The 18,662-nt window shown below is 42.5% G+C and carries 16 protein-coding genes; 9 read left to right on the top strand and 7 right to left on the bottom strand.

What is annotated here, in order from left to right:
* Positions 1 to 3 precede the first annotated feature (3 nt).
* A complete protein-coding gene (locus AC1XUD_RS25735) occupies positions 4 to 372 on the bottom strand; it encodes a winged helix-turn-helix transcriptional regulator (RefSeq protein ID WP_483363923.1) in 369 nt (122 codons plus the stop codon).
* Positions 373 to 451: 79 nt separating this feature from the next.
* Between AC1XUD_RS25735 and AC1XUD_RS25730 the strand changes: the two genes are divergently transcribed.
* The 4 genes from AC1XUD_RS25730 (at position 452) to AC1XUD_RS25715 (ending at position 3,298) form a co-directional block, all read left to right on the top strand.
* Positions 452 to 1,336 carry an NmrA family NAD(P)-binding protein gene (locus AC1XUD_RS25730; protein WP_483363922.1) on the top strand — a complete coding sequence of 295 codons (885 nt, stop codon included), beginning with the start codon at positions 452 to 454 and terminating at the stop codon, positions 1,334 to 1,336.
* 274 nt (positions 1,337 to 1,610) lie between these two features.
* Entirely contained in the window at positions 1,611 to 1,952 is a 342-nt protein-coding gene (locus tag AC1XUD_RS25725; protein WP_483363921.1) for an ArsR/SmtB family transcription factor, read from the top strand.
* Positions 1,933 to 2,412: an SRPBCC family protein gene (locus AC1XUD_RS25720; RefSeq protein WP_483363920.1), complete on the top strand. Its 480-nt coding sequence runs from the start codon at positions 1,933 to 1,935 to the stop codon at positions 2,410 to 2,412. Before AC1XUD_RS25725 ends, AC1XUD_RS25720 begins: the two co-directional genes overlap by 20 nt.
* Before the next feature lie 103 nt (positions 2,413 to 2,515).
* Positions 2,516 to 3,298 carry an alpha/beta fold hydrolase gene (locus tag AC1XUD_RS25715; protein WP_483363919.1) on the top strand — a complete coding sequence of 261 codons (783 nt, stop codon included), beginning with the start codon at positions 2,516 to 2,518 and terminating at the stop codon, positions 3,296 to 3,298.
* An 85-nt stretch (positions 3,299 to 3,383) separates the two neighbouring features.
* Here AC1XUD_RS25715 and AC1XUD_RS25710 read toward each other — a convergent pair whose 3' ends face one another.
* Positions 3,384 to 4,850 carry an amidohydrolase family protein gene (locus AC1XUD_RS25710; protein WP_483363918.1) on the bottom strand — a complete coding sequence of 489 codons (1,467 nt, stop codon included), beginning with the start codon at positions 4,848 to 4,850 and terminating at the stop codon, positions 3,384 to 3,386.
* A gap of 320 nt (positions 4,851 to 5,170) precedes the next feature.
* Here AC1XUD_RS25710 and AC1XUD_RS25705 point away from each other — a divergent pair, with 320 nt between their 5' ends.
* Positions 5,171 to 5,743 carry a Crp/Fnr family transcriptional regulator gene (locus AC1XUD_RS25705; RefSeq protein ID WP_483363917.1) on the top strand — a complete coding sequence of 191 codons (573 nt, stop codon included), beginning with the start codon at positions 5,171 to 5,173 and terminating at the stop codon, positions 5,741 to 5,743.
* Between the two features lie 675 nt (positions 5,744 to 6,418).
* On the opposite strand, the gene AC1XUD_RS25700 is transcribed toward AC1XUD_RS25705, so the two are convergent.
* Positions 6,419 to 7,267, bottom strand: a complete 849-nt coding sequence (locus AC1XUD_RS25700) for a DUF899 domain-containing protein (protein WP_483363916.1) — start codon at positions 7,265 to 7,267, stop codon at positions 6,419 to 6,421.
* 190 nt (positions 7,268 to 7,457) lie between these two features.
* Between AC1XUD_RS25700 and AC1XUD_RS25695 the strand changes: the two genes are divergently transcribed.
* Positions 7,458 to 7,823, top strand: a complete 366-nt coding sequence (locus tag AC1XUD_RS25695; protein WP_483363915.1) for a VOC family protein — start codon at positions 7,458 to 7,460, stop codon at positions 7,821 to 7,823.
* Positions 7,824 to 7,876: 53 nt separating this feature from the next.
* Positions 7,877 to 8,296, top strand: coding sequence for a DUF1801 domain-containing protein (locus tag AC1XUD_RS25690; RefSeq protein WP_483363914.1), 420 nt, complete (start codon positions 7,877 to 7,879; stop codon positions 8,294 to 8,296).
* Here the strand turns inward: AC1XUD_RS25690 and AC1XUD_RS25685 are convergent.
* The 4 genes from AC1XUD_RS25685 to AC1XUD_RS25670 all read right to left on the bottom strand — a co-directional run bounded on the left by AC1XUD_RS25685 (position 8,284) and on the right by AC1XUD_RS25670 (position 11,855).
* Positions 8,284 to 9,024 (bottom strand): tRNA threonylcarbamoyladenosine dehydratase, encoded by a 741-nt coding sequence (locus AC1XUD_RS25685; RefSeq protein WP_483363913.1) that lies wholly within the window; start codon positions 9,022 to 9,024, stop codon positions 8,284 to 8,286. The two genes, AC1XUD_RS25690 and AC1XUD_RS25685, sit on opposite strands and share 13 nt — an antisense overlap.
* Complete coding sequence (locus tag AC1XUD_RS25680) at positions 9,024 to 9,668, bottom strand: TatD family hydrolase (protein WP_483363912.1); 645 nt, start codon at positions 9,666 to 9,668, stop codon at positions 9,024 to 9,026. Before AC1XUD_RS25680 ends, AC1XUD_RS25685 begins: the two co-directional genes overlap by 1 nt.
* A 245-nt stretch (positions 9,669 to 9,913) precedes the next feature.
* Positions 9,914 to 10,687, bottom strand: coding sequence for a non-homologous end joining protein Ku (ku, locus tag AC1XUD_RS25675; RefSeq protein ID WP_483363911.1), 774 nt, complete (start codon positions 10,685 to 10,687; stop codon positions 9,914 to 9,916).
* Positions 10,688 to 10,748: 61 nt separating this feature from the next.
* A complete protein-coding gene (locus AC1XUD_RS25670) occupies positions 10,749 to 11,855 on the bottom strand; it encodes a DNA topoisomerase IB (protein ID WP_483363910.1) in 1,107 nt (368 codons plus the stop codon).
* 308 nt (positions 11,856 to 12,163) lie between these two features.
* Here AC1XUD_RS25670 and ligD point away from each other — a divergent pair, with 308 nt between their 5' ends.
* Positions 12,164 to 14,872 (top strand): DNA ligase D, encoded by a 2,709-nt coding sequence (gene ligD, locus AC1XUD_RS25665; protein WP_483363909.1) that lies wholly within the window; start codon positions 12,164 to 12,166, stop codon positions 14,870 to 14,872.
* Between the two features lie 465 nt (positions 14,873 to 15,337).
* Entirely contained in the window at positions 15,338 to 18,616 is a 3,279-nt protein-coding gene (locus tag AC1XUD_RS25660) for a SusC/RagA family TonB-linked outer membrane protein (RefSeq protein ID WP_483363908.1), read from the top strand.
* The last annotated feature ends 46 nt before the right edge of the window (positions 18,617 to 18,662 follow it).

Raw genomic sequence — 18,662 nt, 5'->3', positions numbered from 1 at the left:
CCTTTACTCCTCTCCAAAAGATCCTGCCATATCCACAAAGGCCCATTGGGCCATTGCGTTAATAATAGGCTGCAAGCCCTGTCCGGAAGCACTCAACCGATATGTCACAAAAGGTGGAACCACGGGCTTTGATTCACGGACTATAAGCTTATCATTCTCAAGCTGTTTCAAATGTTGAATCAGCATCTTCTCTGTTATGGCCGGAATGCAGCGTCTCAGTTCACTATATCTTTTATCTCCGGTCGATAAATGATATAGAATGATGGGCTTCCAATACCCTCCTATTTTCTCCATGGTATACGTCACCGGGCATTGTTCCAATGCGTAACGTTTATTGTCCTGGATAGTTGAACTCTGTTTGATGGCTGCCATGATACATACTTTAGGGTAAGTACTTGTATAAAAGTAAGTACAAATATAGCTTTGTCCCATCAATTAAAAAACAAACAAGATGAAAATAACAATTGCAGGGTCTTTGGGAAACATTAGCAAACCGTTGGCCGAAATACTCGTAGCAGCAGGTCATCAGGTAACGGTAATCAGCAGCCACTCAGAGAGAAAATCAGATATCGAAGCATTAGGAGCTACCGCCACGATCGGTTCGGTTAGCGACGCCGTTTTTCTAACAGACGCATTTACCGGAGCTGACGCCATCTATACTATGACTCCACCCAATTTGGGCGGAAGTAATGTAATCGGCAACACGACCGCTGCGGGGGGAGCCTTCGCCAAAGCCATCAAAGATGCTAATATCAAGCGCGTCGTAGCGTTGAGTAGTATTGGTGCAGACTTGCCGACAGGTAATGGGCCAATCGCGGGTATCCACAATATCGAACAGATTTACAATCAGATAGAAGGCGTTACCATCACTTATGTTCGTGCTGGATATTTCTATATCAATCTGTTCAACGACATCCCTGTCATTAAGGGACTGAATATCATTGGCGCCAACTATCCTGGCGACGTTCTTATCCCTTGGGTTCATCCAAAAGATATAGCAGCAGCCATCGCGGAAGAGTTGCAAAAACCTTCGGAAGGCAAAAATGTAAGGTATATCGTTAGTGATGTCCGTTCAGCTAAGGAAGTGGCCGGCATCATTGGCTCAGCGATAGGCAAACCTGAACTCCCATGGGTTGAATTCACAGATGAACAATCGTTGCAGGGTATGCTTGGCGCCGGATTACCCGAAGAAATCGCAAGATTATACAACGAAATGGGAGCAGGCTTCCGGACTGGAATCATAGCTGCAGATTTCGTGAAAACAGGTTCGCCCGTTACCGGAAAAATCAAATTGGAAGAATTCGTGAAGGAGTTTGTCGTGAAGTTTGAGAAGTAATTAATCCAAGCTTCCTGTATTTAATATTATCGCAATTTGATAAGTATGATCAACCCAAAATTCGGCAAAAGAATTGCCGGATTTTGGGTTGAATCATATCTGCCTTCAACCATATTCCAATTATTAGCAAAATCTCGAATAACGACCAAAATTTCAAAATATGCTAGTATTGATCTCCTACCCCATTCATTTCCAATTTCTTCAATAATTTTCCATCAAAAAATTGCGCAAGCAAATACTTGCATTTATATTCGCAAGCACTTACTTGCATATTATGAAAACACGACGCGATGTATATCAGGCCATAGCAGACCCGACCCGACGGGAGATCATAAATATGATTGCAATTCAGCCACAAAATGTGAACTCGATTGCTGAAAAATTTGACGTAAGCAGGCAAGCGATATCGCTTCATGTCAAGATTCTGAATGATTGTGGCCTCATCATCATCCGGCAAAGTGGTCGAGACCGAATCTGTGAAGCGCAATTGGATCAGCTTGCAGAAGTGTCGGGCTGGGTCGATCAGTATAGACAACATTGGGAAAGTAAACTTGACGCTTTGGAAATCTATTTGGAAAAACTAAAAAAAGAAAGATATGGAGAGTCAAAAAAATAGCACACAAAATCCGGACTGGGCAGACCGGGAACTGCTCCTTACCCGCAAATTGAATGCACCAGTGGCGTTGGTTTGGGAGGTTTGGACGAATCCCGATCACATTGCCAACTGGTGGGGACCTGATGGTTTTACGAATACTATATCCAAAATGGATGTAACTGAGGGCGGCGAATGGCACCTGGTAATGCACGGGCCAGATGGAGCAAATTATCCCAACAAGAGCATTTTCATAGAAATCGTACCGTTCAGAAAGATTGTGTACGAGCATATATCTCACCCACACTTCATTACGACAGTGGAATTTGAAAGCTTGGGCGAGGTGACATTCCTCAAATGGCATATGCTTTTTGATTCTGCCGAAGATTTTATAAAGGTCGTTAAGGTTTTCAAAGCCGACGCTGGTCTACAACAAAATATCGAAAAATTGAGCGTATATCTGGAAGAGCACAAATCCTTATAAGATCATGATATTCAATCGATGGCTAATCCCGACCAGGCTGCTTATATTCAACCTCGCTTTTTGCACCACTTTTATATCTTCATACGCTCAGCAATCCAAAAAGATGACAATTTTAAAAACTTCCGGCTACGCGCCAGTCAACGGTCTGAAAATGTACTATGAAATCCATGGCGAGGGCGATATGCCGTTGGTGTTGCTACATGGCGGCGGGTCCACTATTGAGTCGAGTTTCGGGAATATATTGCCCTTATTTGCTAGAAACAGGAAAGTAATTGCAATCGAACTGCAGGCGCATGGACGAACCAGCGACCGCGATGCACCGGAAACTTTTGAACAGGATGCGGATGATGCAGCCTCGCTGTTGAAATATTTAGAAGTCGAAAAGGCCAATTTTTTTGGATTCAGTAATGGAGGAACTACAACCCTCCAGATTGCGAGAAGACATCCTGAGTTAGTCAACAGAATTATCGTAGCTGCCGGCGCATATCAGCGTGAAGGATTTATACCTGGTTTTTTTGAAGGAATGGCGGGCGCGACGCTCGATAACATGCCCGCACCGCTCAAAGCTGATTTTCTGAAAGTCACGCCAAGTGAAGCAGGATTGCTCAATATGTTCACGAAAGACGCGTACAGAATGATCAATTTCCCTGATTTCCCCGATAGCGACTTGACGAATATCAAAGCAAAAGCCCTTATTATGGTGGGAGACAAGGACGTTGTCACACCAGAACATTCCATTAGAATGACTAAAATGATCCCTGGCGCTGAACTGGTGATATTGCCCGGAATACATGGTGTGATGATTGGCGAGGTTTGTACTGCGAAGGAAGGCAGCAAGCAGCCCGAAATTACTGCCTACCTCGTTGACGAGTTTTTGAAAGAATAATTCTCATTTCCGGTATTTAATCAGCATATAATAAATAAGTCCCGTAAAGCTGCACTTGACGGGACATATTCATTAGATAGCAATATCATTTAGCTCTTTCCTGATCCAAACGAATTTTGGTCGCCTTTACCTCGGTCAATATCTGGTTCAAAGCTTTTCTGTCAAAATAGCGACCTTTCGTAAATACGGCGTTAACTTTCCGAACGGCATTTATGTCCCCTAGGGGGTTTTGATCCAACAAAACCAGATCAGCCATTTTGCCCTCATCAACCGAGCCCATCGTATCAATCTTTTTCATAAACCGTGCCCCACTGATCGTCGCTGCCTGTAGAATATCCAATGGTTTCATTCCTGCTTTTTGGAAAAGTCCAAGCTCGTCAATCAGTGACTCGCCGGGATATACGAAGGTATTCAGTGCGGCCGCATCGCTTCCTGCCAAAATTGTAATCCCCGCTTTCTGCATGTACGGAACCTGGCTCGCCCCAAATTCATATCTTTTCTTACGTTCAGCTTTTTGTTCCGGCGTATCATTTGCCATCCGACCAATTCTCCACTGATAATTATCCGTATATGCCTTGGTCAGATAGTTCACCATCATGCTGTCCTGCATATGATTGTTTTCATCCAGAAATGACAACTGTTTTCCACCGATAAGAGTTGGTGTAACTGCAAGGCCTTTTTTACCCATGGCGACGTAATTTTCATTAGCACGCTCCTGATCAAAAGTGCTTTGATATATTTTTCCGGCCTCTGCACTGGTAATTTTTCCTGCTTTCAAATCGGCGACGATTTGCTTCTCGTCAGAACCTAATCTGTGCAGGTAACTTGAATGCTCAACACTAGAAAAGCCTGCATCCACCATTTCTTCAATTGTCAATTCAATCGGTACATGACCCGACACCAGATACCCTCGTTTGTGAGCAGCCTGAATGCTTTTTAGGAACAACGGGCCTTTCAGTGTGTTTTCCGTTATTTTTACAAAATCGACTTTCCAGTTGTCCAGCTTATTCAGCATCTGATTCAGCTCTTGTTCATTGGCAATCTCCAGATCTCCTTTCCAGATCGAATTGATTCCCTCAAGCTTAAGTCCGGCTGTAAAGATTGAAGGGCCTAATAATCTGCCTGCGTTTATATCATTCCGCCAGGCCAAAACCTGCTCACCCAAATCACTGGCGCAGTCACGAACGGTGGTGATTCCGAATGTAAAAAATAATGGCAACAAAGCCTTGTTATCTTCTACCAGATCCTGACCCTCCAGATGAATATGCATATCCCATATACCGGGGATCAAAAATTTGTTGTTTGCATCAATCTGACTTGCCTTTGGAGCAGACTTGGCTAAAACTTTAAAATCCCCGAGGGTTTTAATCTTTTGATTTTCAATCAGGACGGCCTTTTGCTTTTTAATTTTTCCGGTAAAAACATCGATAATTTGAGCGTTATAAATAAGGAATTGAGCTTCACTTCCTGAATTTTGAGCCTTGACAAAAAGAGTCGTAACCAGAAGGAGTAAAATCAAAAAGTACTTTCTTTTTCTGAAGATTTCGGACATTCTATAACAAATTGAGGTTGGGATACAAAACTACGTCGCATCGGGAAATTTCCAATCCCCGCCTGAAATCTGTACTCTTCCTTCTGAGCAATTCCGCCTTTTCAAGCCTTTCTTAACTCAGAGTTCTAAAAATTAAAGATTGAAAATCAAACGATTATCAGTAGAATCTGCATTACTGTCGGGGAAGCCTCAATTCCGAGTGCCATTCTATTGATATCTTTACAGAACAACGGTAGTTTTGAAAAATTAAACCAGCAGGTAATTCTTTGCCACGAAGGTATTTTTGTGCCGGAAACAATTTTTGTCATTATCCGAATTTCATGCCTCTGAATACATTTAATGAATTTTTGCTAAAAATTATTTCACTCTCAGCCAACGAACTCGAATTTATCAATTCGGTTATAGACGTCCGTTTGTTTAAAAAACGCGAGATTCTGCTCCAGGAGGGCGACTTTTGTAACGAATGCTATTTCGTCACCGACGGATTACTACGAAATTTTGTCATGAATGAAAAGGGCGAGGAAATCACTACTTATTTCACGCCTGAAAACACTTTCGTAATCGATTACAGCAGCTATCTTTTAAATACGCCCTCTCTTTTCACCATACAGGCAATTGAAGATAGCTCCGTAGTGATTCTAGATAGAAAAGCGATCGAATCGATACACAATGAGGTAAGGGATGGCAATAAACTAGGCCGTTTGCTTGCAGAATCCCAATTCATACTTTTCATCCGAAAGCACAATTCGCAATATCGCCACACTTTGGAAGAACGATATAAAGAACTCAATGTAGCTATTCCGGGGATTCATAGCCGGGTGCCACAGCATATGATAGCATCCTATCTTGGAATTTCACGGGTACATTTAAGCAGACTTAAAAAGCACTTTTAGAACTTTTATTTTACACATTCTTTTTTGTTACAGGTACACATTCCACGAGAATGGGCGAAACAGTCAGGGTAAATCAGGAAATGGACCGGCAATTGTGATCTTAAATCACGATTTCACCCCACTTTTCAAAGACTAAACTTTAAGTTCTTCCGATAATTTAGGCATGAAGCCCAGGTCACATCAAAAAATGTAACAAATGTTACCGTTTTATTAAATACGGTTGCTTTACCTTTGCGCTTGTATTCAGAATATATCAACCTTTGGTTACAAAAACTTCAATTTTGATAGCTCTTCATCAACATTAAATTAGCAATCTTTCGATTGAAAAAAATTTTCAAAAACTTCAGTACCCCTCCTATTTAAGATTCCGTTTACTTTGACGGCTTACAGACATCTGTCGAAAGTCTGTTTTGCAGGAGAAGCACTTCCCCGAAACTTTAAACAATTGGAACCCTGTTTCACCGTTACACCACACTGTCACTTAAATAAACAAGGCGAAACTCGTCCGATACACCAATCGTTCAGAGCTTTGGCCTTATTTATTCCCCAGAAATAGCTAATAAGTTAATTCAGCTCTGTCACGAAACTGCAAGAGAACTAAACCTAAAGTACTAATTTTTAATTTCTTCATCACAATCTGATGGATCTAATCCACCTTGTGCCAGTCCTCTTATATTACGGTTTCGCCTCGACCATAGAGATGATATCGGAGACGTTGGAGCAGCAATCGTGCGACTCGTTTTCCCCGTGGTATTTCCCTGTATTATCAACAAACCCACCGTGCTGGTATTTGTCATGGTGGCGAACCCAATCCGTTAAATTTCCATTTTGCCCAATCTCGTTTCTTCCTTTTGGAGTAATATCCAAATAGTTAAACGTGTTGATCATCAACTCCCCACCCCGCGCGAAACTTGAATAAGTTTGGAAAACATCGCCGTTCTCATCTTTGTAAAAAACGCTGGTCCCGGGTGCTTCCGGGCCATTTATCTTAGCCATATCAAACCCGTAAAAACCCTCGCCTTTCCGAATTTCGTCTTCAGTAAATGAGACGTGAAAGTCAAAATTAAAATCGTTGTGAAATGACGAGACCCAATTAAAACTCCAATCCATCCGTTTTTTATATGCCAGCAATTTATCAATCGGAGCGCGGGCAATGGCCACAAAAGAAACGTCATTATTTTCGAAATGCATTCTTGCGCTATCCACATGATCGGCCGTAAATGAGCAACCTACACACCCTTCATTATCATCCGGAGCAAACATAAAATGCTGAACTATCAGTTGTTTTCGTCCCTCAAAAAGATCTGCCAAATTCACTGGCCCTTCAGGTCCATCGAACACATATTCCTTTTCAATTTTCCTCCACGACAGGTTCTTCCGGCGTGATACCAGCTTGTCATATAACTTAGTGAATTCCTTTTCGAGTTTCACATGCTCTTTATGCTCCTTCATCCATTCTTCGTCGGAAATTACCCGGCGCTGCGATGTGTCAAACGGTTCATTTACTTTTAACTCCCTTTCCATATTTTTTATATTTACAGTAAGAATTAAGTATATGTTCAAAGACACTGGCGGGGCTGATATCCGGACAATATCAAAGATATTTTTTTACATTCTAAAATCATATCTGACATAATTCCAATGATCGCGATTTACCGAAAAGTGCTTAACTTGGCATACTCCGGAAACGAATAGATTAGATAAAAAAAAGTAAATGAAAGCCCATATTACAGCAGGTCGCTACGTTCTGGCCGTCAAGAACCTGGAAAAATCTGTTGAGTATTATAAGACAAAACTCGGATTCCGAACACTTTGGGGTGATGACTCCTGGCACTTTTTAATACGAGACAAAATCAAAATTATGTTGGGTGAATGTCCCGATGATGTATCCGCGTTTGAAACCGGATGCCACTCCTACTTTGCATATTTCGAGGTGGACAACATTGATATTTTATACGAAGAGTATCGGTCAAAAGAGCTCGATATAGTTAGTGAAATCGAAGATAAACCCTGGGGCATGCGCGAATTCGGCCTGCAAACAATTGACGGTCACAGAATTTCATTTGGAGAGCTGCAATAGTTCGAAGAAAGCTATATTATTTAACTATTATCTTCACCTAATCAACACCCAAAATGGCTGAAAATAAAACCTTTGAAACTGAAAGTAACGTGGGTGACTATCTGAATGCAATTTCAGATGAGAAAAGAAGACATGATTGCGAAAAGCTCATTACAATTTTCACTGAAAAAACAGGCCTTCCCGCAAAAATGTGGGGCCCTGCCATTATTGGATTTGGCAGCTATCATTATAAGTACCAAAGCGGACATGAAGGGGATGCGCCACTGACAGGGTTGTCGTCTCGTGCCAATGCCATCACCTTATACCTTGACTCCGTTTTTGAGGGGAGAGATGCATTGCTGGCTAAATTGGGGAAATTTAAAACCAGCAAAGCCTGTATTTATGTCAAAAAGCTGGAAGATATCAACACCGATGTTCTGGCAGAAATAATTATCAACTCTGTTGAACATACGAAACAAACTTACCCTTCCTGAATCTCGGCATCCATCAAATCTCTGAGCACTACTGATGCGCAAGTAGCACCGAAAGTGGCTGGCAAATAAGACATGGTGCCATATGCCGACTTCTTGAAGTTGCTTCCGTCTGTCAACATGAGCGAATTTTTATCTTGTTCTTCAGTGGAAAATACGGCTTTGATGCCTTTATATATCCCTTCCTTTTTCAGATTTTTCCGGACCTGTTGTGCAAAAAAACAATGATGGGTTTTGGAGATATCAACCACGCGTAATGCAGTTGGATCCATTCGACCACCCGCTCCCATAGAGCTGACGATCTTTAAATTAAGGCGATATGCCTCTTTCAAAAACGTAATTTTTGGAGTGACACTGTCGATTGCATCTACTATATAGTCGTAGTTGGCAGCGGAAAGGATATCTGCAACAGCTTCCGGATTGACAAAAGTTTTGATCACGTGAAGGGTCAATTCGGGGTTAATGGCCTTCAATCGCTCGGCCATAATATCGGCCTTGCTTTGCCCGTGATTGGTCGATAGTGCCGGTAACTGCCGATTCCGATTGCTCGGATCCACTACGTCTCCATCCACAATGGTCATCTTGCCCACGCCGCCGCGGCAAACAAATTCCGCTGCGAATGAACCCACTCCACCTAGTCCGACTACCAATACATGCGCTTTACTCAACCGAACCAGTTTTTCTCTACCAACCAACAATTCAGTTCTGGAGAGCCAGCCAAAATCCTCCATTATTTACCAAAAACAGTTAAAAAATTCCTTTCCAGCTGCAAAACAATCTCTTTTTCATCAATATTCTTAATATGAGCCGCCATTTTATAGATTTCCATTATGTCTGAACCTGTATCATCCGTTTCCAAGAAAACCTGATGCAAGCGCGCCTCCCTAAAGGCATCCCGAATGGCTTCATTCGAACTCAACATGGCTTTCCCGAAGGACAAATAATAATTCCTTTCCATCACCGGCCTTATTGTCGAAAGTTTGTTGTTGATGCCATGAAAAATTACAGGTACTGTCACATTTCGCAACATGTATAAACACTCGGAAAAAGCTTTAACACAGTGGATAACAAGAGGTTTTCGCAACTGCTCCGCCAACTGAATTTGGTTTTCAAACACCATGAGCTGAAGAGCAAAATCAGTGTTACAAATACGATCCAGGCCACACTCACCGATAGCGATAATTTCTTCTCTGCCTGCAGCTTTCATTAGCGCCGCAAAATCGTTCTGCCAACTTTGAGAACTTACATACCATGGATGAAGCCCCGCGGATACTCTTCTACCTTTTTCAATTGCGGCAAAATCCTTTGAGACATTTTCAATGGCTGTAACATTCTGAACAATCCCGAAATGGTGCGTATGGATATCGAAGTACATAAAAAGGCGGTTGGGCATCCAATATATAAGATTCTCACCGACATTTCCCACTATTTAACGAGACACATATAGTCACCTTGATCTCCCATCTATTGAAATAATGGATATCGCTGATGAATACGAGTTTATGAATGAGGAACTCATTGAGATGCTGACAGTGAGAATCAATTTCTCTTTGGAAACACTGTTCAACATCTAAAATTGACTATACAAACCTGCAGCTTAGAAGACTGCGCTTGATTACATCACGAAGCCTTCCTCTTGGAAGATTCCAGACTAGCCCTTAATTGCCCCAGTAAATCACTACTTGCAGAGGAAGTCTTTTTAGGAGCGGAAGCAGTCATTTTTTTGCCTTTGGCTTTGGCCATGATGAGTTTCAGCAGCTCGTCTTTGTAACTATCCTTGTAACGAGCTATATCAAAATCAGTGGAAAGCTGGCTGATCAGTTCGATCGCCATATCCATTTCGGCCGGTTTGATTTTCACATCTGGAATGACAAGTTCGTCGGTGTCTCGTATCTCCTCTTGATATCGTATCTTATTCAAAACAAGCATATTACCAATTGGCTTTACCAAAACCAGGCTTTCCCGATTTCGAAGTACATATGATCCTAACCCTGCTTTACCCGTTTTTTTCAACGCATCTCTCAGCAACGCATATGGTTTTACGCCCGATTTTTCAGGTTGGATATAGTAAGGCATTTCATAATACATGCTATCCACTTCATCTTCCTGAATGAACTCGAGAATTTCTATCAATTTCGTTTTCTCGGGACTCGCCTTTTCGAAATCTTTTTCGTCCAGCACCACATATTTATCTTCGATTTTGTATCCACGAACTATATCATCCCATTTCACCTCTTTACCCGTATCGGCATTGACGCGCTGAAATTTGATATTGGCATTATCATGCTTGTCCAGCATATCCAGATCCAGTTCACTGTCCTGTACAGCACTAAAAAGTTTGATGGGGATATTCACCAGTCCGAATCCGATGGCCCCTGTCCATATTGCGCGCATAGCTTTCGTGTTTTGTAATTCTCCAATTCACAATCATCAAATCCCATGCCGGTTTAGCCCTTCAGGCAACAGATGAACGGGACAATAACGCTTTCAACCGCTGTTCACTTTCTGATAGATACTTCATTTCCGCCACTTCAGCGCTCGCGATCTTTCGCATTTTACTGGTTTCATAACAACGCAAAACTGCGGGGTGTACATAATAATTCCTGCAAACCGTCCGCGTATTTCCAAGCCTAGCCGCGACTGCATCCAAACAGGTATTCACGGTTCTGGTAAACTCCGTTTTGGTTTTGAACTCGGGTTTCTCACTCAGGTATTGGAAGGCGACCACCGTACCGACCCAAGTTCTGAAATCTTTAGCCGAGAAGTTTCCACAAGTGTGTTTTTTGATATAGTTATTGATATCACTGGCTGACAACGCGCTTCGCTGTCCATCCTCCTTTATATATTGAAACAGCCTTTTCCCGGGAAGTTCCTTGAATTTCTTAATCTGTCGCGCCAACGATTCATCCCGAATCGTAATATCCTGCTTCACCCCTTTCTTGCCTTTAAACACAAATTGAACGGTCTTCCCTTTGACAGTCACATTCCTCGAATCCAAAGTAGTAATACCCGTCGAACCATATTTCAATTTATACTGAAGGTTACCAACTCTGATGGAAGTCTTGTCCATCAACTTGATAATCACCGCCATAGCCTTATCCATCGTAAAGTCCTGTTTCCTCAAATCGCTATCCACCTGTTCGCGTAGTTGAGGTAATGCTTCTGAAAACATAAGTAAACGATAAAATTTCGCCTGATTACGAATCAAATTCCAGAATGGATGATACCGATATTGTTTCCGGCCAGCTTCATCAATTCCCGTGACTAATAAGTGCGCATCCGGATCTTTACTTATCCATACATTTTTCCAGGCCGGAGGAATCACGAGCGATTTTATCTTCGAGACCATCGCTTTGTCGGCGCACTTCACTCCATTCTGGTCAACGTAGTAAAATCTGGGGCTTTTTCCTTTACGGAAATACCCTACTGTATTTGATCCACTTACATAATTTAGTCCCGCTGCGGCGGCAGTTTGCTTCGGATCTTTTTCAAATTTTTTCATCTGCCTGACAGAGACTACGGGTAATCCTGCTGGCAGCGTGGCGGCTATGGTTTGCGACATGTTGTGCGGCATTTAGAATTTTTCTGTGAATGGAAAATTCTCATACCAAATCAATACCAGGCAAGAATTAGTAATTTTTTTTCCTGCTTGTAACAGACTTATACTCATAATTAAAGGCTTACAAACATTCAGCTTAAATCAGGACTTAAAACAGGAATGCAATTGCGGAAGTATCTCCTCACCTTGGTCAAAAGCCAGTATCATCTACAACCTGAGAAACACAATGATCAGCCCCAGAAATCAGCTCAAACCCGGATATGGCATAGAGTTTATATCATATTGATATTGAACCATATAATCAATTGATCATGAGTCTGGAAACCTATCATAAAAAGCGGTCGTTCGATAAGACGCCTGAGCCAAAAGCCGGTGATCCTGAGGCTGGCAAACTACGATTTGTGGTACAGAAACACGACGCGTCTCATTTGCATTATGATTTCAGGCTTGAGATGGAAGGAGTTCTGAAAAGCTGGGCGGTTCCGAAAGGCCCGTCCCTGAATCCTGAAACTAAACGGCTCGCCATTATGGTGGAAGATCATCCATACGATTACCGGACTTTTGAAGGCATCATTCCAAAGGGAGAATACGGCGGAGGAACCGTGATGGTTTGGGACGAAGGCACCTACGAACCGGCGGAAAATGAATCAGATAAATCCAGCAACGAAAAGGAATTGCTTCAACAACTTCACGCTGGCCGGCTCAAATTTGTCCTTAAAGGCAAGAAGTTGAAAGGCGTTTTTTCATTAGCCAAAATGCACGGCAAAGAAGAAAACACCTGGCTACTGATGAAAATAGAAGACAAATATGCCTCGCAAGATGATATACTTTTAAAAGACAAGTCGGTAGTCTCGAAAAAGGATATCGCCCAGATTGCCAAGTCGAAAGATCATATATATGAGTCAGACAAAAGCAAAAAACCCGAAGGCAAGGACAAGAAGCCTGTCTCGAAAAAAGCGGTAAAAAAAGCGATTGAGGAAGAATCTGCCGACAAGCTTCCCGCAGACGACACTGATTTAAAGCACATCGTCAAAAATGCACCCAAAGCCAAATTCAAAACTGACTTGATGCCGATGCTCGCAACTCTGGTGGACGAACCATTTGATGACCCCGAATGGGTTTATGAAATTAAATGGGACGGATATCGGGCGCTGGCTTTCATGGACGGAGAAAATGTTGAACTGAAATCCAGAAATCAGAAACCTTACGAGGAAAAATTCTTTCCTATATATAATGCATTGAAGGAATGGGATATTCACGCTGTTGTTGACGGTGAGGTGGTAGTGGTTAATGAAAAAGGCCTCCCCGATTTTAACGCGCTTCAAAATTGGAAAAGCGAAAAAGACGGGGAACTTGTCTACTATGTTTTTGATATCCTATGGCTTGATGGGCATGATCTGACATCTCAACCGCAAACCGCCAGGAGTGCTATTCTGAAAACGCTTTTGAATGACGATATACCTCATATCAGAACTGGCTTTAGTGTTTTAGAAAGAGGTATCGAGTTTTTCGAGACAGCCAGAGAAATGGGTTTGGAAGGCATCATTGCAAAAAAAGCGGACGCGCCGTATCTCGTGGGTGACCGCTCCCGGAATTGGCTGAAGATTAAAACCAAAAATAGACAGGAAGTGGTCGTTGCAGGATATACCCGGATTGAGGATACTCCCAAACCTTTTAGTTCATTGATTTTAGGGGTATATCGCGATGGCGTTTTACATTTTGCCGGAAAAGTCGGAACAGGTTTTAAAGACCAGCAGCAGAGAGAATTACTAAAGCTTTTTAAGCCCTACATCACCGAGAAAAGTCCTTTTCCACCCGATACCGACGTGAATAAGCCGACAAGGTTCAAACCTGCCCAACTTACCACCGAAGTAATATGGCTAAAACCGAACCTGATATGTGAGATCAATTTCACGGAGATCACCGAGAACGGTACTTTTCGGCACCCGGTTTTTGTGGGTATGAGGGAAGATAAAAAAGCAAGCGAAGTTACCATTGAAAGCAAACTGCCCTCAGAAGATTTAGTGGATACTGATTCAAATCAAAACGATCCGAAAGGCATGAAAACGACATCGAAAAAATCACTTCTGGCTGAATCTGAAAATGATGCTGTCAAGACCATTAACGGTCACGAACTGAGTTTCACCAATCTTGATAAACTATACTGGCCAGATGAAAAGATAGCGAAACGTGATCTGATCAACTATTATGATCAGGTGAGCACCTTCATCCTACCCTACCTGAAGGACCGGCCGATGTCGTTAAACCGTTTCCCTAACGGTATAAAAGGAATGAGTTTTTACCAAAAAGATGTGACCGGCAAAGTGCCAGACTGGATTGAGACTTTTGAATATAGAAGTAAGGAGGAGGAAGACCAGCAAAAAAACTATATGGTCGCCAGCGACAAGGCCAGCTTACTATATATGGCCAATTTGGGGTGTATTGATATGAACCCGTGGAACAGCCGTGTCGCTACCGAAGATAATCCAGATTGGTGCCTGCTTGATCTTGATCCTGATACAAAAAACACATTTGAACAGGTAATTGAAACAGCATTGGTTATCAAGTCACTTCTTGACTCCCTGGATATTCCAGGTTATTGTAAAACTTCCGGCTCTACGGGTATGCATATCTATATTCCGCTCGAAGCCAGATATTCATATGATCAATGCCAAATCCTTGCGCAATGGATTGCTGTTCAGGCGCATGAGCAACTCCCAAAATTCACCAGTATTGAAAGGCTGACTAAAAAACGGAAGGGAAAACTATATATCGATTTTCTTCAAAACCGGCCCCAGGCTACACTCGCAGCTCCCTATTGTGTCCGGCCCAAACCCGGAGCCACGGTGTCGATGCCGCTGCATTGGGAGGAAGTAAAACCGGGTCTCCAGTTGAAAGACTTTACCATATTTAACGCCATGGATAGGTTGGAAAAAGAAGGAGATATTTTTAAACCTGTTCTGGGTAAAGGTATTGACCTCGAGAAAGTACTTGAGAAAGCAAGCGTATTGAACACCTAGATGGTGGAAACGAATGTCGATTTGAAGAAATCCTGTTAGATAAGGCCCATATACTGCTCCATAAAACAGAGAAGACCGCTCGGATCGGGAGCGGTCTTTTCTGTTTTATGGAGATTTTTTCAGCCGCGGCAGCCATATAGAGTCTTCTTTTTGCTGCTCCTTTTTTGCAAACTTCTCCATTGCTCCGATAGACTTGCAAAGTATTCAAACCAAAAATGCAATGTGCGTTTTAAACGAATCAATCGATTAAGCACATTTTTAAGCAACAAATAGTTATAACGTATATAGATAAGAGGGATAGGAGTTTTATGTAGAAACCTAGCTTGCGCCACGATACAACTTTATCTGATTATCGGTTAATTTAAATTTTAAATTATTTTATTTATGTAATTCTGTGTCATTTTTATATAATTCAAGCAAAAAATTATACTTTTATGGCCAGTACAACAAATCTAACTTATACCTATGAGAAGAAGTTTTATCAGAAAAAAGCTGGCACTTTTCGTGTTTGCGGCATTAAGTGTCGTATTTACATGTGTAAAAGCGCAGGACACAAAAGTGACCGGTCGTGTCATTGATGTTTCCGGAACAGGAATCCCAGGAGCGACGGTCCTGATTAAGGGCACGCCAATTGGCAGTAACACCGACGCCGATGGCCGTTTCACAATTCAAACAAGATCACCCAAGGATGTTTTGGTTATCAGTTTCGTAGGGTACAAGCCTGTCGAAATGACCATCGGAAGCCAAACCTCGATCGAAATCAAGATGGAAGATGATATATCCGCTCTTGAGGAAGTGATTGTAACGGGTTACACAGTCGACAGCCGAAGGGAGACGACAGGTGCAGTATCTACGGTTAAATCCAAGGACTTGACGACTGCTCCTTCAGGCAACGTTGAACAACAGCTTCAAGGTAAAGTTGCGGGTGTGACGGTTATTACCAACGGACAGCCGGGTACAACCAGCCAGATCCGCGTTAGAGGTTTTGGTGCATTTGGCGGAAATGAGCCTTTGTACATTGTAGATGGAGTCCCAACGGGATCTACCGACTTCCTGAACCCTGACGACATTGAGTCGACAACGGTTTTGAAAGATGCTGCCGCAGCTTCTATATATGGAGCTCGTGCGGCCAATGGAGTTATCGTTTATACTACAAAAAAGGGGTCTAAGAAGGCTAAGAAATTGAGCGTTTCTTATGATGGACTTTTTGGAGTTACAGATCCTGGAAAAGGTCAAACAATTCTTAATCCTCAGGAGCAAGCGGACTGGACATGGCAAGCGGTTAGAAATGGCGCATATCAGGCCAATCTGATCAGAAAACCAGGAGATCCGGAAGTGAAGCCTGACTTTTCGAACGTGGCAAGCGGTCAATACGGATCTGGTGACACCCCTCGTTTGCCAGACTACATCAATGTCGGCGGTGCTACCGGGGTTATTGGTACAGTAGATTTAGTAGCGGCGAAGGCCAAATACAACATCGACCCTACAAAAGGACCTATCTATCAAGTGGTTGCAGCCAACAAAGCTGGCACAAACTGGTATGACGCGATTACACGTGCTGCTCCGATGCAGCGCCATTCACTTGGATTTTCAGGTGGTGGTGAAGCTAGCCGTTTTTATGTTGGAGTAAGCGCTCAGGATCAAAAAGGTATTCTTGAAAACAATAGCTTCAAAAGATACGCCTTCCGTGCTAATTCCGAATTTGACGTAACCAAGAACATCAGAATCGGACAAAATGCACAGTTCACCTACCTTCAGATCCTCGGAATAAGTGGTGGAACCGGTGGACAGGGAGTAGCCGCGGACGAAAATGACGTTCTTTCAGCTTTCCGTATGCCCCCTATTATTCCTGTATATGATGAATTTGGGGGATACGCAGGTACCGCAGCAAAAGGTTTCAACAACCCAAGAAACCCGGTGGCGTCACGTGATGGTTTGATCAATAATAAAGCATTTGCAGGTCAGGGTTTTGGTAATCTTTACGGAGAGTGGGATATTATCCAGGGATTGACATTCCGCTCTAGCATTGGAGCACAATTTGTCACTTCCTCTAACCGTGGATTTAGCAGACTACAATATGAAAACTCCGAAAACAACTCTGCATACGGATATAACGAAGGTTCGTCATTACGGCTTAGCTGGACATTGACAAATACGCTTGCCTACAAAAAATCAATAGGAAAAAGCAACTTTGATGTGCTGTTAGGGCAGGAAGCGCTGAACACTGGCTATGGAAAAAATCAATCCTCATCGGGTTTAAACCCTTTCTCGACTGACTACAACTATATTAATATGACCAATGTGAGTTCCAAGAAAGTTGACAGCTACTTTTATAGCGGTGTTAACTTTTACTCACTCTTCGGGCGCTTGAATTATTCCTGGGATGACAAGTATATCGTAACTGGAGTAATTCGTCGTGATGGTTCATCCAGATTTGGTTCTAACAACAGATATGGAGTTTTCCCGGCATTCTCCGCAGCTTGGAGACTTTCATCTGAAGGATTTATGAAGGACATTGCGTGGATTACAGATCTTAAGATCAGAGGTGGTTACGGATTAATGGGTAACTCCAATAATGTGGATCCGAACAACCAGTATAGTCTTTACGGCTCCAGTCTTGATCTTTCTTCTTATGACATCAATGGAACAAACTCTAGCGCGGTGGCGGGTAATTATCGTACTCGTATTGGCAACATCAACGCCAAATGGGAAACAAGTATTACCAAAAACCTTGGTATCGACGGGACGTTTTTCAAAGGAAAATTGGATATCATCCTGGACTTTTGGCAAAAGGATACCAAAGATTTGTTAACTCCTGTCCCTGTTACTGAAACAGCTGGTTACAATGCTTCGGTACCATCTGTCAACGTTGGAAAAATGTCTAATAAAGGTATTGATATTCAACTCATTAACCGTGGTAACATTACCAACGGACTTGGTTATGAATTGAATGCTACGGCGGGTGTTTTGAGCAACAAAATCGTTTCCATCGTAGGTGATCAGCAATATCTGACAACAGTAAATCCTGATTTTAGAGGGATCAAACCAGTTCGTAATCAATTGGGGTATTCGCTCTCGTCCTTCTACGGGTACAAAGTACAAGGTTTGTTCCAAAACATCGAAGAGGTTAAGTCTGCTCCTACTCAGGATGGAGCTGGGCCAGGTCGTTTCCGTTACGAAGACATCGACAAGGATGGAAAGATCACGGACGCCGACCGTACATTTTTAGGTAGTCCGGTTCCAAAATTCACTGCCGGTCTTAACATCAAGTTGACCTACAAAGGTTTTGACCTAGCCACCTATGTATATGCTTCTATGGGTAACAAAATCTTCAACGTATCTAAATGGTTCACCGACTTTTATCCTTCATTTACGGGAGCAGCCGTTAGTGACAGAGTTAAAGATTCCTGGTTGCCTACACGTACCAATACCACCATTCCAATTTTTGAACCAGCTTCGAATTTTAGCACAAATACGCAATCGAACTCTTTCTATATCGAAAATGGTAACTATGTGAGAATGCAGAACATAACGCTTGGATACACGCTTCCTTCACATTTGCTTGCCAAGGTAAGAATGACAAAGGTTCGTGTCTTCGCTTCAACAAATAACTTGTTCACAATCACGAAGTATCAAGGTCTTGATCCTGGTGTGGGCGGAAACGCTGATACAAACTTTGGTATCGACGTTGGTAACTATCCAATCACAAAAAGTTGGACGTTCGGGCTAAACCTAGGGTTTTAAGAACTTGCGGTTTAATTGGTTTACAGATTTGACAGGATTAAAAGAA

This window comes from Dyadobacter sp. HNCC25DJ184 (assembly GCF_056895215.1).
The sequence above is the reverse complement of the archived record's forward strand: the minus strand, read 5'-3'. Positions and strand labels throughout refer to the sequence as shown.

Bases quoted from the DNA above. Each gene is read 5' to 3' on its own strand.
- ku (WP_483363911.1), bottom strand. From the start codon at position 10,687: ATGCGCGCAATATGGACAGGGGCCATCGGATTCGGACTGGTGAATATC.
- AC1XUD_RS25710 (WP_483363918.1), bottom strand. From the start codon at position 4,850: ATGTCCGAAATCTTCAGAAAAAGAAAGTACTTTTTGATTTTACTCCTT.
- AC1XUD_RS25735 (WP_483363923.1), bottom strand. From the start codon at position 372: ATGGCAGCCATCAAACAGAGTTCAACTATCCAGGACAATAAACGTTAC.
- AC1XUD_RS25715 (WP_483363919.1), top strand. From the start codon at position 2,516: ATGACAATTTTAAAAACTTCCGGCTACGCGCCAGTCAACGGTCTGAAA.
- AC1XUD_RS25725 (WP_483363921.1), top strand. From the start codon at position 1,611: ATGAAAACACGACGCGATGTATATCAGGCCATAGCAGACCCGACCCGA.
- AC1XUD_RS25700 (WP_483363916.1), bottom strand. From the start codon at position 7,267: ATGGAAAGGGAGTTAAAAGTAAATGAACCGTTTGACACATCGCAGCGC.
- AC1XUD_RS25720 (WP_483363920.1), top strand. From the start codon at position 1,933: ATGGAGAGTCAAAAAAATAGCACACAAAATCCGGACTGGGCAGACCGG.
- ligD (WP_483363909.1), top strand. From the start codon at position 12,164: ATGAGTCTGGAAACCTATCATAAAAAGCGGTCGTTCGATAAGACGCCT.
- AC1XUD_RS25695 (WP_483363915.1), top strand. From the start codon at position 7,458: ATGAAAGCCCATATTACAGCAGGTCGCTACGTTCTGGCCGTCAAGAAC.
- AC1XUD_RS25680 (WP_483363912.1), bottom strand. From the start codon at position 9,668: ATGTACTTCGATATCCATACGCACCATTTCGGGATTGTTCAGAATGTT.
- AC1XUD_RS25670 (WP_483363910.1), bottom strand. From the start codon at position 11,855: ATGTCGCAAACCATAGCCGCCACGCTGCCAGCAGGATTACCCGTAGTC.
- AC1XUD_RS25685 (WP_483363913.1), bottom strand. From the start codon at position 9,024: ATGGAGGATTTTGGCTGGCTCTCCAGAACTGAATTGTTGGTTGGTAGA.
- AC1XUD_RS25660 (WP_483363908.1), top strand. From the start codon at position 15,338: ATGAGAAGAAGTTTTATCAGAAAAAAGCTGGCACTTTTCGTGTTTGCG.
- AC1XUD_RS25730 (WP_483363922.1), top strand. From the start codon at position 452: ATGAAAATAACAATTGCAGGGTCTTTGGGAAACATTAGCAAACCGTTG.
- AC1XUD_RS25690 (WP_483363914.1), top strand. From the start codon at position 7,877: ATGGCTGAAAATAAAACCTTTGAAACTGAAAGTAACGTGGGTGACTAT.
- AC1XUD_RS25705 (WP_483363917.1), top strand. From the start codon at position 5,171: ATGCCTCTGAATACATTTAATGAATTTTTGCTAAAAATTATTTCACTC.